The 17,028-nt window shown below is 69.9% G+C and carries 13 protein-coding genes; 9 read left to right on the top strand and 4 right to left on the bottom strand.

The window, feature by feature from the left end:
* Positions 1–9: 9 nt before the first annotated feature.
* A complete protein-coding gene (gene glgX, locus AB5J56_RS11540; RefSeq protein WP_369232600.1) occupies positions 10–2,118 on the bottom strand; it encodes a glycogen debranching protein GlgX in 2,109 nt (702 codons plus the stop codon).
* A gap of 177 nt (positions 2,119–2,295) precedes the next feature.
* Here glgX and AB5J56_RS11535 point away from each other — a divergent pair, with 177 nt between their 5' ends.
* The 4 genes from AB5J56_RS11535 to AB5J56_RS11520 all read left to right on the top strand — a co-directional run bounded on the left by AB5J56_RS11535 (position 2,296) and on the right by AB5J56_RS11520 (position 6,693).
* Complete coding sequence (locus AB5J56_RS11535; RefSeq protein WP_369232599.1) at positions 2,296–3,111, top strand: Tat pathway signal sequence domain protein; 816 nt, start codon at positions 2,296–2,298, stop codon at positions 3,109–3,111.
* Positions 3,112–3,167: 56 nt separating this feature from the next.
* Positions 3,168–4,511: a copper amine oxidase gene (locus AB5J56_RS11530; protein WP_369232598.1), complete on the top strand. Its 1,344-nt coding sequence runs from the start codon at positions 3,168–3,170 to the stop codon at positions 4,509–4,511.
* 103 nt (positions 4,512–4,614) lie between these two features.
* Positions 4,615–5,853: an SAV2148 family HEPN domain-containing protein gene (locus AB5J56_RS11525; RefSeq protein WP_369242499.1), complete on the top strand. Its 1,239-nt coding sequence runs from the start codon at positions 4,615–4,617 to the stop codon at positions 5,851–5,853.
* A gap of 117 nt (positions 5,854–5,970) precedes the next feature.
* Positions 5,971–6,693: a 3'-5' exonuclease gene (locus tag AB5J56_RS11520; RefSeq protein WP_369232597.1), complete on the top strand. Its 723-nt coding sequence runs from the start codon at positions 5,971–5,973 to the stop codon at positions 6,691–6,693.
* Between the two features lie 37 nt (positions 6,694–6,730).
* On the opposite strand, the gene AB5J56_RS11515 is transcribed toward AB5J56_RS11520, so the two are convergent.
* Positions 6,731–7,756, bottom strand: a complete 1,026-nt coding sequence (locus AB5J56_RS11515; RefSeq protein ID WP_369232596.1) for a DMT family transporter — start codon at positions 7,754–7,756, stop codon at positions 6,731–6,733.
* Positions 7,757–7,850: 94 nt separating this feature from the next.
* Between AB5J56_RS11515 and AB5J56_RS11510 the strand changes: the two genes are divergently transcribed.
* Positions 7,851–8,753: a LysR family transcriptional regulator gene (locus AB5J56_RS11510; RefSeq protein WP_369232595.1), complete on the top strand. Its 903-nt coding sequence runs from the start codon at positions 7,851–7,853 to the stop codon at positions 8,751–8,753.
* Positions 8,754–8,771: 18 nt separating this feature from the next.
* On the opposite strand, the gene AB5J56_RS11505 is transcribed toward AB5J56_RS11510, so the two are convergent.
* Positions 8,772–9,635: a phosphotransferase enzyme family protein gene (locus AB5J56_RS11505; RefSeq protein ID WP_369232594.1), complete on the bottom strand. Its 864-nt coding sequence runs from the start codon at positions 9,633–9,635 to the stop codon at positions 8,772–8,774.
* 202 nt (positions 9,636–9,837) lie between these two features.
* On the opposite strand from AB5J56_RS11505, the gene AB5J56_RS11500 reads away from it, so the two are divergent.
* The 4 genes from AB5J56_RS11500 to mgt all read left to right on the top strand — a co-directional run bounded on the left by AB5J56_RS11500 (position 9,838) and on the right by mgt (position 14,263).
* The gene (locus AB5J56_RS11500) at positions 9,838–10,785 is read left to right on the top strand and encodes a carbohydrate ABC transporter permease (protein WP_369232593.1); all 948 of its coding nucleotides are present in this window, start codon (positions 9,838–9,840) and stop codon (positions 10,783–10,785) included.
* The gene (locus AB5J56_RS11495) at positions 10,782–11,615 is read left to right on the top strand and encodes a carbohydrate ABC transporter permease (RefSeq protein ID WP_369232592.1); all 834 of its coding nucleotides are present in this window, start codon (positions 10,782–10,784) and stop codon (positions 11,613–11,615) included. Before AB5J56_RS11500 ends, AB5J56_RS11495 begins: the two co-directional genes overlap by 4 nt.
* Positions 11,615–12,889, top strand: coding sequence for an ABC transporter substrate-binding protein (locus AB5J56_RS11490; RefSeq protein WP_369232591.1), 1,275 nt, complete (start codon positions 11,615–11,617; stop codon positions 12,887–12,889). The genes AB5J56_RS11495 and AB5J56_RS11490 overlap by 1 nt, the downstream gene beginning before the upstream one ends.
* A 72-nt stretch (positions 12,890–12,961) precedes the next feature.
* Positions 12,962–14,263 (top strand): macrolide-inactivating glycosyltransferase, encoded by a 1,302-nt coding sequence (gene mgt, locus AB5J56_RS11485; protein ID WP_369232590.1) that lies wholly within the window; start codon positions 12,962–12,964, stop codon positions 14,261–14,263.
* Positions 14,264–14,375: 112 nt separating this feature from the next.
* On the opposite strand, the gene AB5J56_RS11480 is transcribed toward mgt, so the two are convergent.
* On the bottom strand, positions 14,376–16,646 hold the full coding sequence (locus tag AB5J56_RS11480; protein WP_369232589.1) for an MMPL family transporter: 2,271 nt from the start codon (positions 16,644–16,646) through the stop codon (positions 14,376–14,378).
* Positions 16,647–17,028 lie beyond the last annotated feature (382 nt).

Here is a 17,028-nt window from a genome sequence, read left to right as displayed (position 1 = left end):
GCCCGGGCCCTACGCCGGCCGCTGCAGCACCGTAAGACTCCGGTCCACCAGCGTCAGCCGGTCCCCGGCCTCGACCTTCGCGCCCGTGCCCGGCGGCACCCCCTCGGGGCGTGCCGTGTCGACCACCACCTGCCACTGGCGCCCGTGGTCCACCGGCACCACGAACTCCAGCGGCCTCGGCGAGGCGTTGAACATCAGCAGGAACGAGTCGTCGGCGATGCGCTCCCCGCGCGGTCCCGGCTCGGAGATCGCGTTGCCGTTGAGGAACACGCTGAGCGCCCGCGCCTGCGCGGAGTCCCAGTCCCGCTGGGTCATCTCCTTGCCCTCCGGAGTGAACCAGGCGATGTCCGACAGCTCGTCGTGCGTGCCCTCCACCGGGCGCCCGTGGAAGAAGCGGCGCCGCCGGAAGACCGGGTGGTCGCGGCGCAGCCACACCATCGCGCGCGTGAACGCCAGCAGCTCGCCGCCGTCCTCGGGCCACGGCACCCAGGCCAGCTCGCTGTCCTGGCAGTAGGCGTTGTTGTTGCCGCCCTGGCTGCGCGCGAATTCGTCGCCGTGGCTGAGCATCGGCACGCCCTGCGAGAGCATCAGCGTCGCGATGAAGTTGCGCATCTGACGGGCCCGCAGCGCGCGGACGTCCTCGTCGTCGGTCTCGCCCTCGGCGCCGCAGTTCCACGACCGGTTGTGGCTCTCGCCGTCGCGGTTGTCCTCGCCGTTGGCGTTGTTGTGCTTGTCGTTGTACGACACCAGGTCGTGCAGCGTGAAGCCGTCGTGGCAGGTGACGAAGTTGATCGAGGCCAGCGGGCGCCGCCCGTCGTCCTGGTAGAGGTCGGACGAGCCCGTCAGCCGGGACGCGAACTCCGCGAGCGTGCGCGGCTCACCGCGCCACATGTCCCGTACGGTGTCGCGGTACTTCCCGTTCCACTCCGTCCACAGCGGCGGGAAGTTGCCCACCTGGTAGCCGCCCTCGCCCACGTCCCACGGCTCGGCGATCAGTTTCACCTGGGAGACCACCGGGTCCTGCTGCACCAGGTCGAAGAACGACGACAGCCGGTCCACCTCGTGGAACTGCCGGGCCAGCGTCGCCGCGAGGTCGAAGCGGAACCCGTCGACGTGCATGTCGGTGACCCAGTAGCGCAGCGAGTCCATGATCAGCTGGAGCACGTGCGGCGAGCGCATGAGCAGGGAGTTGCCGGTCCCCGTGGTGTCCATGTAGTAGCGGGGGTCGTCCGCCAGACGGTAGTACGAGGCGTTGTCGAGGCCCCTGAAGGAGAGCGTCGGGCCCAGATGGTTGCCCTCGGCGGTGTGGTTGTAGACCACGTCCAGGATGACCTCGATGCCGGCCTCGTGCAGCGCCCGGACCGCCGACTTGAATTCCAGGACCTGCTGGCCGCGGTCGCCCCAGGAGGCGTACGCGTTGTGCGGGGCGAAGAAGCCGATCGTGTTGTAGCCCCAGTAGTTGCCCAGGCCCATGTCGACCAGACGGTGGTCGTTCACGAACTGGTGCACCGGCATCAGTTCCAGCGCCGTGACGCCCAGTTCCGTCAGGTGTTCGATTACCGCCGGGTGCGCGAGCGCCGCATAGGTGCCGCGCAGTTCGTCCGGAAGGTCCGGGTGCAGCATCGTGAGGCCCTTCACATGGGCCTCGTAGAGCACCGTGTGGTGGTACTCGGTGCGCGGGCGCCGGTCGTCGCCCCAGTCGAAGTACGGGTTGACCACGACCGACGTCATCGTGTGGGGCGCCGAATCCAGGTCGTTGCGCTTGTCGGGCGCCCCGAAGGGATAGCCGTACACCTCCTCGCCCCACTTGATCGAACCGCTGATCGCACGCGCGTACGGATCGAGCAGCAGCTTCGCGGAATTGACGCGCTGCCCGCGCTCCGGCGCATACGGCCCGTGCACACGGAAGCCGTACCGCTGACCGGGCATGATCCCGGGCAGATACGCGTGCCGGACGAACGCGTCGGTCTCGCGCAGCTCAACCGCCGTCTCGGAGCCGTCGTCGTGCAGAAGACACAGCTCGATTCGGTGGGCGGCCTCCGAGAAGACCGCGAAATTGGTACCGGCGCCGTCGTACGTGGCACCGAGTGGATACGCCTCTCCAGGCCAGACCTGCATGGACACGACTCTTCCAGTAGTGCTGCGCCTCCGGGGGCGACTCCGTGCCGAGTCTCCCCGAAAGTGATGGAACCACCTATGACTTACGTCCCTCTTACCGTCCGACCAGGCATACCCCGTATGCCAGACCAGTGGGGCTCGAAGAACTCCTAGAGACACAGGGGGTTGGGGGAAGATGTGCGCAAGATAGTGCACCGCCATCTGGGAAAGGTGGTGGCGGGCGCGGCGATCGCGGTGGCCGGGACCGCCGTGATGATCGGCATCACTCTGCCGGGTTCCGCGGGGGCGGACGACTCGGGCGGCGCCGGAGGCGGTAACCAGTCCGCCCAGCAGGCCGGGCAGGGACAGGGCCAGACGGCCGTGCAGCCCGGCATCGTCGAGGCGGCCCCGGCCGAGGGCAAGAAGGGCAAGGGTCGCGACCCGCTGACCGACGACGAGCTGAAGCGGGTCGAACAGATCGCGCTGCACCAGTCGTCGTTCGCCGCCAGTGAGAACGTCGAGGGCAAGCGCGGTCCGCAGCGCCTCGGCGTCGACCTCGCCGAACCCGACGAGAACGAAGTGGCCGACCCGAACGCGCCCCGGCGCGCGGACGTGACGTACTACGACTACAAGGACGACTCGCTCGTCACCAAGACCGTCAACCTCGACACGGGCAAGGTCGAGCGGACGGACACGCAGCACGGCGTCCAGCCGCCCATCAGCCGTGACGAGTCGATCGAGGCGGCCAAGCTCCTGATCGCCGACCCGCTCGGCGCCGGCCTGAAGGCGGACTACAAGGACGCCACCGGCAAGGAGCTCACCTCGCCCGAGCAGCAGCTGACGCTCAACAGCATGGTCTACCGGGCGACTTCGGGCGCGCAGTCCGGGACCCTCGCCGACTGCGGCAAGCACCGCTGCGTACGGCTGTTCCCGAAGATCAAGAACGGGGCCTGGATCGACACCCGTGCCTTCGTGATCGACCTGAGCGCCCGCAAGGTCGGCAAGCTCGGCTGAGCCGTCCTCCGTCCACTTTCCCAACCCTTCTGATTTCCGCGAGGAGTCACTTCTTCATGCGCGTCAACAGAATCAGCCGTGCCCGCAGCCGGGCGGCGGTGGGCCTCTCGGTGGCCGCACTCGCCGTCGGCGTGACCTCGGCCGCGGGTCCGGCCTCCGCCCAGCCGCACAGCAGCGCCAAGACCACCGCGAAGGCAGCCCCCGCGGCGGCCGCCGACTGCAGCTCGGCGTACAAGATCGAGCAGAAGCTCTCCACCGGGACCACCTGGCGGATGTGCTGGCACTACGAGAGCAACGCCGGGCTCGTCCTGGAGAACATCTCCTACCAGCCCAAGGGCGAGGCCCAGCCGATCAAGGTCCTCACCAGCGCCAAGCTCGCCCAGATCGACGTCCCCTACGACGACGGCTCGGTCGAGTACGACGACCTCACGGGCGCGGGCTTCGGCCAGGGCCTGATGAACCTGGCCGCGGGCGAGTGCCCCGGCGGCACCATCAAGAACGTGAAGATCCCCGACGCCTGGGATCCGTCGCAGGCCAACGTCAAGGGCCTGTGCACCACGACCCGTTCGCGCGGCCACGCCTACCGCATGCAGTCCGACTCGGGCAACAAGGTCTTCCAGACCCAGGGCAAGGACCTGCTCGTCTACACGGCCAACAAGGTCGGCTGGTACGAGTACATCACCGAGTGGCGCTTCCAGGACGACGGCACCATCAACATGAACGTCGGTGCCACCGGCAGCCTCTCGCCCGGTGACTACGACGCGGGCGACGGCCGCGGCTGGCCGCTGGGCAAGGGCGCCAAGGACTACGCCACCAGCCACCGGCACAACGTCTTCTGGCGGCTCAACTTCGGCCTGGACAGCTCCACCAAGAACAAGGTCGAGCAGTACGACTCCGCGGTCAGCGCGCCCGCTCACGGCCAGCAGGCACCGAGCACCAAGACCACCCGTACCAAGGTCACCAAGGAACTCGCGGGTGACGCCAAGAACGGGCGCTGGTGGCGGATCGTCAGTGACATAGGCAAGAACAAGGACGACCACGCGCGCTCGTACGAGCTCGTGCCGGGCGCGACCAGCAAGTTCCTCGGCCGCGGCTTCACCAAGCACGACATCTACTTCACCGAGTACAAGAAGTGCGAGCAGTACGCGAGCAACAACCTGCTCAACTGCGGTGCGGGAGCCGGTAAGTCCGTCGACAAGTGGGTCAACGGACAGACGCTCCAGCACCCGATCGCCTGGGTCAACGTGGGCTTCCACCACATCGCCCGCGACGAGGACCAGCAGCCCATGCCGGTCCACTGGCAGGGCTTCTCGGTCGCCCCGCGCGACGTCACGGCTATGAATCCGCTCACTCCGCCGGAGCTCGCCGACCAGAACGGGCATGTCCAAGACGGTAGTTGAGAAACGACCCTGTCCATCCGGCTGCACCGCCGACCGGTCCCGGAGTACCCTTCCTTGATCGTTGAGTAGGGAAGAGCTCGGGGGAGCGGAAGGCGGTGCGCGGGTGGGCTCGGGAGGGTTGGAGTTGCCTCCTGGTGACGAGGGTCACGAGGGGAACTCCACAGATGTCCCGCCCGGCGCGGTGTCCCTGGCACGGCCGATGGAGATGGGTTCCATTGGACCGGAACTGGACTGGGGCGTCGACGCCTGGCGCGAGGTGCGTACGCGCGCCCAGCGGGCCGGGCGTGCCTACATCTGGCTGAACCTGGTCGAACAGCGGCTGCGCGCGGTCGTGGCCGCTGTTCTGCGCCCCATCTACGAACCCGTCCACGGCGACGACTGGGTCGTCGCCGCCGCCGGACCGGCCGGTCAGGAGTGGGTGCAGCGGGCCGTCGCGGTACGCGAAGTCAGCCGCCGCAAGGGCTACTTGCTCGACCCGGCCGACGACAACGTGCTGAGTTTCCTGACGTTGCCGCAGCTGCGCGAGCTGATGGTGCAGCACTGGCCGTGCTTCGAGCCGTACTTCGACGAGCGCCGCGACGTCGAACTCGCCCTGGACGAGCTGGAAGTCACCCGCAACGTCGTCTCCCGCAACCGCGCTCTGTCCGAGGCGGTCCTCGCCCAGGCCGAGCGCGCCTCGGCCAAGCTCCTGGAGATCCTCGGCTCCGGCAGCGACGTGCCCTCCGCTCGCCGGCTGCCCGTCGACGCGGTCGAGAACCTGGTCGGCGACCGGTACGCGGACGTGGTCGGCGTGCACTCGGACCGGGTGCGCCTGCTGCGCCAGTTCCCCGCCGAGGACCTCTTCGGCGGCGCCCGCCGCGTCGACGCCATCGGCATCGGCCTGAACCTGCTGGTGCAGAACTTCTCCGGGCGGCGCCTGGTGCGGCTGGCCGAGTCGGGCTGCCGGGTACGGCTGCTTTTCCTCAACCCCGCGTCCAGTGCGGTGAAGCGGCGCGAGCGCGAACTCGGCATCAAGCGGGGCGAGTTGAGCCGCGCCGTCGAGATGAACATCCTGCACATGCGCCGGGTCCGGGCCAGGCTGCGCGACCCGGGCGCCTTCGAGATCCAGGTCTTCGACGAGACCCCCCGCTTCACCGCCTACCTCGTCGACGGCGACGGCTCGGACGGGATCGCCGTCGTGCAGTCCTATCTGCGCCGCACCCGTGGCCTGGAGGCCCCGGTGCTCGTGCTGCGCGGCGGAAGCCGGGTGCTCAAGGCGGACGACCAAGGCGAAGAAGGGCTTTTCCCGACATATCGCGAGGAGTTCGAGCTGGCCTGGGCGGACTCGCGTCCCGTGTCCTGACCCCGGCCCGACCCTGACCCCGGCGGGCGAAAGCGGAACGCGGCCGTCGGATTGTCAGTGGCACATGGGATCGTGGAGACCACTGGGGGAAAGCACCACGAAGAAGGGGGGCCGCCCATGGGCTGGCACCGGGAGCTGCTGATCGGCTTCGACCTGGAGACGACCGGGACGGATCCGCGGGAAGCGCGCATCGTCACGGGAGCCGTGATCGAGGTCAAGGACGGGGAGCCGGTCGGGCACCGCGAATGGCTGGCCGATCCGGGCGTGGAGATCCCGGCGGACGCGGTGGCGGTGCACGGGATCTCGAACGAGCGGGCGGCCACCGAGGGCAGGCCCGCCGACCAGGTCGCCGACGCGATCGCGGGCGTCCTCGTGGAGTACTGGAAGACGGGCGTCCCGGTCGTCGCGTACAACGCGGCCTTCGACCTGACCCTGCTCTCCGCCGAGCTGCGGCGCCACGGACTGCCGTCCCTGCGCGAGCGGCTCGGCGGCATCGATCCGGCACCCGTCATCGACCCGTACACGATCGACCGCTCCGTGGACCGCTACCGCCGCGGCAAGCGCAACCTCGAAGCCGTCTGCACGGAGTACGGGGTGGCGCTGGAGGCCGCCCACGACGCCTCGGCCGACGCGCTCGCCGCGGCCCGGCTCGCCGGCGCGATAGCCCTCCGCCACCCGAAGGTCGTGGCCCTCGGTCCGGCGGAGCTGCACCGCCGCCAGATCGAGTGGTACGCGCAATGGGCGGCGGACTTCCAGAGCTTCCTGCGCCGCAAGGGCGATGCCACCGCCGTGGTGGACGGGACATGGCCCTTGCGAGAGCTCGCGGACGAAACGGTCTGACAGGCGGGTCGGTTCGCGGGGGACCTCGGCAGGTTGTTCAGACGCCGGGCAGGGCTGCCGACGGGCGTACGGCGTCCTCGGACAGGACCTTCTCGGTCGGGACCTTCTCGGACAGGACCTTCTCGGTCGGGCCGGTGGTCGGCGTCACGATCCCCTCGCTGGTCACGTGGCCGTCGCCGGTGCGATGGGCCCGTTCGACGGCCTGGCCCCAGTACGTTCCGGCGACCATCAGTGTCGCGCCGATCCCGGTGAGCAGGGTGAACCGGTCGCCGGCCAGGGCGATGCCGACCGCGGCCGCCCAGATCGGCTCGGTGCCCAGCAGCAGGCTGGCCCGGCTGGCGGAGGTGCGCTGCACGGCCCACGTCTGCGCCAGGAACGCGAACACGCTGCAGAAGAGGGCGAGATAGGCCAGCTGGGCCCAGGTCGCGGCATCGGCATGGGCCAGGACCGGCAGGTCGCCGGCGGCGGGCACCAGGAACACCGCCGTGCCGAGCAGCGTCTGGAGGGTCGTCAGCTGGAGCGGCCGTACCGACCGGCGCGAGGTGAGCCGGCCGACCAGCGCGACATGCCCCGCCCGTATCACGGCGGCGCCGAGCATCAGCAGGTCGCCGCTGCGCGGAGCGTGGAATCCGTTGCCGGACATGAGGAGGCCGACGGCCAGAACACAGAGACCGGCGGCGGCGAAGAAGGCCGGGGGCAGTCCGCCGCGGCGGCCCGTGCGGTCGAGGAGCGGGGTGAGCACGATGGTCAGGCTGATGATCAGCCCCGCGTTGGCGGCGCTCGTGTGCGCGACGCCGTATGTCTCCACGATCAGGACGGCGGCCTGCGTGATCCCGAGGGGAAGCCCGGCCCGGATCTCGTCGCGGGTCCACCACCGAGGCGTCCCGGGGCTGCGGCGGGCGGCGACGAGACCCAGACAGGGGAGTGCGGACAGTGCGTAGCGCGCGAACAGGACGACCAGGACAGGGAGGGCGGCGGTGGCCGTCTGGGCAGCCAGATAGCTGGAACCCCAGACGATCGCGACCAGCAGAAGTACCGCATCGGTACGGCGGGCATCAGGCACCCGCCTACGGTGCACCGCGCACCTGCTTGAAGCCCAGAGCCACCTTCTAAAAGGATCTTTTAGCCTCCCTACATCGTCGGCCTACACTGTCGACGTGGACGAACGGCAGCTGCGGATCCTGCGGGAGCTCGGCGAACTGGGAAGCGTCACCGCGGTCGCCGAGGCACTGCTCGTGACCCCTTCGGCGATCTCGCAGCAACTGCGCCTGCTGCAACGCTCGATGCCCGTCCCGCTCACCGAGCGCCACGGACGCCGGCTGGTGCTCACGGACGCCGGGCAGGCCCTCGCGGGCGCGGCGATCGAGGTGGAGACGGCGCTGGCGCGGGCGCGCCACACGGTCGAGGAGTTCGTCGACCGGCCGGACGGCGACGTCTCGGTGGCCGCCTTCCACAGCGCCGCCTCGACGTTCTTCCCCCTGCTGCTGCGCGGGCTCGCGGCGCCCGGTGGACCGCGCCTCGCGTTCGGCGACGAGGACGTCCCGCAGGACGACTTCCCGCGACTGACCCGTGACTACGACCTTGTCCTCGCCCACCGCCTCGACCACGCCCCGCCGTGGCCGCGCACCGTCACCGCCACGACCCTGCTGCGCGAGCCGCTCGACGTGGCGATGCCCGCCGACCACCCGCTCGCCGTCCGGCCGTCCCTCCGCGCCGCCGACGTCGCCGACGAGCCCTGGATCACCGTGCACGACGGGTTCCCCGTGATGGCCACCATCGAGGCGATCGGCGCCGCCGCGGGCCGGCGGCTCCATCTGGCGCACCGCATCAACGAGTTCGCGGTCGTCGCCGAGGTCGTCGCGGCCGGTGGCGGTCTCGCCCTGATACCCCGCTGGACCACCCGCCCGCATCCGGCGCTGGTCCTCAAACCGCTCGACGGCGTACGGGCCCTGCGCCACATCGACGTGCTCCACCGCCCCGAGCGCACCGCCCGCAGGGCCGTCCGCACGGTTCTCGCGGAGCTGCACCGCGCCGCCGGCACGGTCACCGGCCGTGCTTGACCTCCCCGCCGGGCACGGTCAGAAGGGATACCACCGCACGGTCTCGTCCCCGTCCCGCAGTGATGCCACTCGGCGCTCGAACTCGGCCAGCGCCTTGGGGTTGGCCGGCGCGTGCTGCGCGACCCACGCGCAGCTGGCGGTCTCGCGGGCGCCCCGCAGCACCGTGCAGCCCGTCCACTCGCGCACGTCCCAGCCGTACGCCGTGGTGAAGGAGTCGTAGGCCTCGGCCGACAGCCCGTAGCGGTCGCGGGACAGCGCCATGACCACCAGGTCGTGCTCCCGCAGATCGGCGGAGAAGGTCTCCAGGTCGACCAGGACCGGTCCCTCGGGGCCGACATGGACGTTGCGGGGCAGCGCGTCGCCATGGATGGGACCCGGTGTCAGATGCGGGGTGAGCGCGGCCGCGGCCACCGCGAAACCGTCGCGCCGCTCCCGCAGATACGCCGCGTCCGCCGGGTCGATCGCGTCGCCCGCCAGGCGCAGCCAGCGCTCCACTCCGCCGAGCAGCTCGCGCGGCGGCAGGGCGAAGGAGGGGGCGGGCAGGGCATGCACGACCCGCAGCAGTTCGGCCAGATCCCGCGGCTCGGCGGGCCGTACGGAATCGGGCAGCCGGTGCCACACCGTCACCGGGTGCCCCTCCACGAGCAGCGCCTTCGGCTCGGCGGCCCGCACCGCGGGGACGCCGGAGGCGGCGAGCCAGGCCGCGATGTCCAGCTCCCGCCGCGCACGGCCCTGGAGTTCGGCGTCGCGCCCCACCTTGACCACCAGGTCACCGGCGGCGAACACCGCGTTCTCGCCGAGGGCGAGCAGCCGCGCGTCCCCGGCCGACCCGGGCAGCACACCTGCCGCGGCCAGTACGTCCCGCGCCCGCGCCTCGTCCATCCTTCGCCTCCGTGTGTTCCTCGGGGTCGTCACCCAACGGCGTCACGATCACGCCAACCGTTGGCCAGTCTCGCATTCCCCGAGGTCGCGCCGTGTGCGCAGTGCCTTGACGAGGTACACCGCCTTCACGACCATGACCTCGGCCGCGCGGGCGGCCGGACCCGCACAAGCCGCACGAGCCGCCCAATAAGGGGTCGATTACGTGGCATTGGTGAGCGCGACGAAAGAGCCGGCGCGGCGCGCGCCGCGGGCGGCGGGACGGACCGGGCGGGACGGCCGGGCCGCGGACCACGGGGCCTGGTTCCTGGTGCTGCCCGCGCTGATCCCGATCCTGGTGCTCAGCGTCGGACCGTTGCTGTACGGGATCGGGCTGGCGTTCACCGACTCGCAGTCGGGCCGCACCGAGCCCACCCAGTGGACCGGCGTCCTCAACTTCCAGGACCTGCTGCACGACACGCTGTTCTGGGACTCGTTCAGGATCGGACTGCTGTGGGCGGTCGGCGTGACCGTGCCGCAGTTCCTGCTCGCGCTGGGGCTCGCCCTGCTGCTCAATGAGAACCTCCGCTTCCGATGGCTGGCGCGAGCGCTCGCGATCGTCCCGTGGGCGATGCCCGAGGTCGTCGTCGGCATCATGTGGCGGCTCGTCTACAACCCGGACGCGGGCATCCTCAACGAGACGCTCCGCGACCTGGGCCTCGGCGACGGGCGCGACTGGCTGAGCGGCCTCGGTACCGCCCTGCCCGCGGTGATCGTCGTCGGTGTCTGGGCGGGCATGCCGCAGACCACGGTCGCGCTGCTCGCCGGGCTGCAGAACACCCCGCGCGAACTGCACGAGGCGGCCGCGATGGACGGCGCGGGCGCCTGGCGCCGCTTCCGCACCGTGACCTGGCCCGCCCTCAGACCGGTCGCCCTGGCCATCACGTCGCTCAACCTCATCTGGAACTTCAACTCCTTCGCCCTGGTCTACGTGCTGACCAACGGAGGCCCCGGCGGCCGCACCCGCCTGCCCATGCTCTTCGCCTACGAAGAGGCCTTCCGCTACGGCCAGTTCGGCTACGCGGCGGCGATGGGCTGCGTGATGGTCGCCGTGATCTCGATCGTCCTCGCCGTCTTCCTGGTGGGCCGGCTGAGGGGAGACGAGGAATCATGAGGACCAGCAGCAAGGCTCGCGCCGGACAGTACGCCGCCCTCCTCGCCTATCTCGTCTTCCTCGCGTTCCCCCTCCTCTGGCTGATCTCCACCGCCTTCAAACCCCCGCGCGAACTGGCCAGCCTGCACCCCACCTGGATCCCCAAGGACCCCACCCTCGCCAACTTCCGCCAGGCGTTCGACGAACAGCCCCTGCTGCACGCCGCCCTCAACTCCCTGGTCGCGGCGCTCGGCGCGGCCGTCGTCGCCGTACTGATCGCGACCCCGATGGCGTACGTCATGGCCCGGCACCGCACGCTGCTCGCGCGGGCCGCCACCGGATGGGTGGTGGTCAGCCAGGCGTTCCCGTTCGTGCTGGTGATCATCCCGCTGTTCCTGGTGCTGAAGAACCTGCGGCTGATCAACTCCGTACCCGGACTGATCATGGTGTACGTCGTCTGGGCGCTGCCGTTCGCGCTGTGGATGCTGGTGGGATACGTGCGGGCCGTGCCGGTGGAGCTGGAGGAGGCCGCAGCCGTGGACGGTGCCGGGCGGCTGCGCACGCTGGTCTCGGTCACCGCTCCGCTGCTCGCGCCGGGCATCGTGGCGACGGCGCTGTTCGCGTTCATCAGCGCGTGGAACGAGTTCTTCTTCGCGCTCGTCCTCCTCAAGACCCCGGAGAAGCAGACCTTGCCGGTCGTCCTCACCCACTTCATCGGCGCGGAGGGCGTCGCCGACCTCGGCCCGCTGGCCGCCGCCGCGTTCCTCGCGACCCTGCCCTCGCTGGTCGTCTTCGCCCTCATCCAGAAGCGGATCACGGGCGGCATGCTCGCCGGGGCGGTGAAGAGCTGATGCGTGTGCGATGGATCGTCGTGCTGATGCTGCTCCTCGCCGGCTGCACCAGCGGCGGGGGCACGTCCGCGGACGGCCGTATCACCCTCCGCTTCCAGTCCCTCGCCTGGCAGGAGGAGTCGGTCACCGCCAACAAGGAACTGGTGAAGGAGTGGAACGCGGCGCATTCCGACGTCAAGGTCGAGTACGTACAGGGGAGTTGGGACAGCGTCCACGACCAGCTGCTCACCTCCTTCGAGGGCGGTGAGGCGCCGGACATCATCCACGACGCCTCCGACGACCTCGCTGACTTCGCGTACGGCGGCTATCTCGCCGACCTGCGTGAGCTGCTGCCCGCCCGCCTCAAGTCCGACATTCCGCAGCACAGTTGGGACACCGCCACCTTCGGCGACGGCGTCTACGGCGTGCCGTTCCTCCAGGAGCCGCGCGTCCTGATCGCCAACGCCAAGTGGCTGAAGGAGTCGGGGGCAAGGATTCCGACACCCGAAAAGCCCTGGTCCTGGGGTGAGTTCAGGAGTATCACGAAGGAGCTGAGCGGTGAGGGCAGGTACGGTGTCGCCTGGCCGCTCAAGGAACCCGTCTCCGCGACCCTCAACCTGTCCCTGTCGGCGGGCGGACAGCTCTTCCACCGGGACGCCGACGGCAAGGTCACCGTCCGGTTCGGGGAGGCCGACGCGGTCGTACCGCGCACCCTCCACGACCAGGCGAACACCGACCACAGTGCCTCGCCCACCACGCTCGGCAGCGGTGGCTCCGACACGCTGCCCGGCTTCTTCGGCGGCAAGTACGCGATGGTCCCGCTCGGGTTCTCCTACCGCCAGCAGATCGTGCAGCAGGCGCCGAAGGGCTTCGACTGGCAGGTGCTGCCCGCCCCCGCCGGTGCGGACGGCCTCACGCAGGGCGTCAGCCCGCAGACGCTCTCCGTCTCCGCGGACAGCCCGCACAAGAAGGAGGCCGCCGAGTTCATCGACTTCCTCCTGCGGCCGAAGAACATGGTCCGCCTCGCGCTCGGCGACTGGATGCTCCCCACCGGAACACAGGCCCTCAAGGATCCGGCCCTGCACACCGCCAAGAACGACTGGGCCACCGGCACGGCCCTGGCCCAGCACCTCCGCCCCGCCCCCGCCCAGTCCGTGCGCGGCTACCCGGAGTGGAAGGACAAGGTCGCGACCCCCGCCTTCCAGGAGTACTACAGCGGGGCGATCGGCCTGGCGGAGCTGAGGAGACGGCTGGTGAAGGACGGGAACCTGGTGCTGGCCCGCTATCAGCGCTGAGGGTCCCGCCGACGCCGTACCTCCAAAGCCTCCGGGAAGTCCGCGCGCGCGTCGGCGTACGGATGCGATGCGATGCGGTCGGCGCGCTCACGCGCAGGGCCTCCGGAATTCCGATTGCACGAGACGTCTCGTCTCACTTACGGTCGGATCATGACTACCCGACGCGCCCATATCGCCATGTTCTCCATCGCCGCCCACGGGCACGTGAACCCGAGCCTCGACGTGATCCGGGAGCTCGTCGCCCGCGGGCACCGCGTCACCTACGCGATCCCGCCCGCCTTCGCCGGGAAGGTCGCCGAGGCCGGAGCGGAGCCGAAGCTCTGGAACTCGACGCTGCCCACCGACGACGACCCGGACGCCTGGGGGACCGAACTGATCGACAACATCGAGCCGTTCCTTGACGACGCGCTCCAGGCCGAACCGCAGCTCGCCGCGGCATACGAGGGCGACGAACCGGACCTGGTGCTCTACGACATCACGGCCTACCCGGCCCGGGTCCTCGCCCACCGCTGGGGCGTCCCGATCCTGCAGCTCTCGCCGAACCTCGTGGCCTGGGAGGGCTATGAGGAGGAGGTCGGCAGGCCGATGTTCGAGCCGCTGAAGCGGACCCCGCGCGGCAAGGCCTTCTACGACACCTTCGCGCGCTGGATCGCCGACAACGGCATGGACCTGAGGGTCGAGGACTTCATGGGCCGCCCCGACCGGTGCCTCGTCCTCATCCCCAAGGCACTCCAGCCGAACGCCGACCGCGTCGACGAGCGGCGCTACACCTTCGTCGGCGCCTGTCAGGGCGACCGCTCGGCCCAGGGCGAGTGGCGCCGTCCGGCGGACGCCGAGCGCGTGCTGCTGGTGTCCCTCGGCTCCACCTTCACCAAGCAGCCCGCCTTCTACCGCGCGTGCATCGAGGCCTTCGGTGATCTGCCGGGCTGGCATGTCGTCCTCCAGATCGGCACGTTCGTCGACCGGGCGGAGCTGGGGGAGGTGCCGGACAACATCGAAGTGCGGGACTGGGTCCCGCAGTTGGCGATCCTGCGGCAGGCCGATGCGTTCATCACCCACGCCGGTGCGGGCGGCAGTCAGGAGGGGCTGGCCACCGGGGCGCCGATGGTCGCCGTGCCCCAGGCCGCCGACCAGTTCGGCAACGCCGACATGCTGGAAGCACTCGGCGTCGCCCGCCACGTACCCATGGAGCAGGCGACGGCCGAGACGCTGCGCGAGGCCGTGCTCGCCGTGACCGAGGACCCGGAGGTCGCCCGGCGACTGAAGGCGGTCCAGGAGCAGATGGCGGGCGAAGGAGGCACCGAGCGGGCGGCCGACCTGATCGAGGCTGAACTGGCCGCCTCCGCTCGCCCGTCCCTTCCGCCGGTGAAGTAGACGGCGAAGAGGGTCTGTTGATCCCCCGTGGAATCAACAGACCCTCAGTTGTCCGGAGTTGACCGGAGCGAAACCGGAGTTGCTCCGGTCTCGCTCCGGTGTCGTTCCGGAGCTATACGCCGACCCTCTCGCCCTCCATGGCGGGCGGAGGCGGCGACATGGCCTCCGGCGACTCGTCGTGGGTGAGGTCCGGCAGCCGGTTCAGCCACTTCGGCAGGTACCAGTTGTGCTCGCCGAGCAGTGCCATCACGGCCGGGAGCAGCACGCCCCGGATGACCGTCGCGTCGATGAGCACCGCGGCCGCCAGGCCCACGCCCATCTGCTTCATGGACTGCATGGACAGCGTTCCGAAGATCGCGAACACGGCGACCATGATGACGGCGGCGCTGGTGACGACACCGGCCGTGGTGACGACGCCGTGCCGGATCGCCTCCTTCGTCGCCAGCCCCCGCAGCCGCGCCTCACGGATACGGGACACCACGAACACGTGGTAGTCCATCGACAGTCCGAAGAGGATCACGAAGAGGAACAGCGGCAGCCAGGTGATGATGGCGCCCACACCCTCGGCTCCCACCAGCGAGGCGCCCCAGCCGTGCTGGAAGACGGCGACCAGGATGCCGTACGCCGCACCGACCGACAGCAGGTTCAGCACGATCGACGTGATCGCGATGGTCAGCGAGCGGAACGACACGAGCATCAGCAGGAAGGCGAAGACCACGACGAACGCGAAGACCGGGACGACCGCGCCGACCAACTGGTCGTTGAAGTCCTTGTTGCCCGCGACCTGTCCGCTGATCGGCGCCTGCACGCCGTCGACCTTGCCGAGCGTGTCGGGCCGTACCTTGTCGCGCAGCAGGTCGAGGCTCTGACCCGCCTTGTCCTGGTCGGAGCCGCCCACGAGCGGCACGTACACGAAGGCGACGTTCTGCGCGTCGTGCAGCTTGATCTCGACAGGGCCGCGCGAGGCGCCCGAACTGATCGCCTCCGCACGGAAGTCGGCGAGCGCGGACTTCACCTCGGGGGCGTTGATGTCCTTCGCCTTGACGATCACCTCGGCGGGCTCGGAGCCGCCGGGGAAGGCGTCGTTGACGCGGTTGTATGTGCCCACGATCGGCAGCGAGTTGCCGAACTCCTGGTCCAGCGTGAGGTTCTGGGTCTTCATGCCCAGCGCGGGTGCCGCGATCGCCAGCAGCGCACCGCCCGCGACGACGAGCGAGACGGCGGGCTTGGCGAGGACGACCTTCAGGACGGCGCTCCAGAACCGGCTGCCGTCGTTGTTCCCGCGGGCGGCCTTGCTCTTCTTGCTGCGCTTGTCCGGGTGCAGGAACGGGATGCGCCCCTTCTCCACCCGCTCACCGAGCAGCGAGAGCAGTGCGGGCAGCACCGTCACGGAGCCGACCATGGCGACCGCCACGACGATCAGGGAGGCCAGGCCCATCGCCTTGAACGTGGCGAGCCCGGTGAACAGCATGCCCGCCATGGCCACGCAGACCGTGACGCCGGAGACGATCACGGCGCGGCCACTGGTGGCGGCGGCGATCCGCAGCGCGGTCCCCGCATCCCGGCCCGCAGCCCGTTCCTCGCGCTCACGGCGCAGGTAGAACAGGCAGTAGTCGACGCCGACGGCCAGACCGACCAGCAGCATCACGGAGCTCGACGAGTCGTCCATCGGCACCACATGGCTGACGATGGCCATCAGGCCGGTCGTCGCCATGATGGCGGTGAGCGCGAGTGCCACCGGCAGCAGCGCCGCGACCAGCGCGCCGAAGGCGATCAGCAGGATGCCGAGGGCCACGGGCACCGCGGAGTACTCGGCCTGCTTGAAGTCGTCGCCGAACGCGTCCTTGAACGTCTTCATCATGCTGGCGCCGCCGATCTCCTCGATCCGCAGCGAGGAGTGGTCCTTCTGGACGGCTTCGACGGCCTTGAGCACCGGTTCGACGCGCTCGTGCGCGGTGTCCGAGTCGCCGCGCATGTCGAACTGGACGAGCGCGCTGCGGCCGTCCTTGGAGATCGTCTTGGTGTCGTACGGCGACGTCACGTCCGTGACCTTGCCGGTCGCGTCGACGGCCTTCACGACCGCGGCGACGGCGGCGCGGAACTCGGCGTCCGTGGCCTTGAGCCGGCCGTCCTTGGCCTGGAGGAGGACGGTCTCGCTGGACGGCTCCTCGATCCCGGCGTCCTCGATGATCTTGGCGGCGGTGTGGGTCTCGCCCCCCAGCTGGTCGCTCTCCTTGACCTTGGCCGTGCCGGCGGCGGAGCCGATTCCCATCGCCAGCACGACGAACAGCACCCAGATTCCCACCGCCGCCCAGCGGTGACGGGCGCTCCAGCCGCCCGCCCGGGCGGCGATGCCGCGCACTCTCGTCTGTCCGTTCCCCATGCCGGCCAAGCCCCCTTGTGTGCGGTGACAGCCCCCTGCCGTCACCTCGCACTTAGAAGGTATGGGCTGGATAAGCACGTCTCGTCGTGCTGTTCGGTGAGTCGGAGGGCGCTCATCTCCTCCGCTCGGCCCCCGGGTTCTCCGCACTGCGGATGATGTTGGCCCCTTACATGTATCGGGACTTCTCCGGGATGTGGATCAGGGTGCCGACGCCCCCGACAAGCGTCTGTCCGATCTGTCGAACAGGGTCCTTTTTGTTATTACGAAAGCTTGTTGAGTAAGTCACAGCTGTATGTAGGTGTTGATCTGAGCCCGTCAATCGGCCAGGGTTTCGTGCCAACCGCCGGGTAACTTCCGTTGCCCAAAGGTTGAATCCCCCCAC

This window comes from Streptomyces sp. R21 (assembly GCF_041051975.1).
Taxonomy (GTDB): Bacteria; Actinomycetota; Actinomycetes; order Streptomycetales; family Streptomycetaceae; genus Streptomyces.
This window is presented reverse-complemented; position numbering and strand designations above follow the sequence as displayed.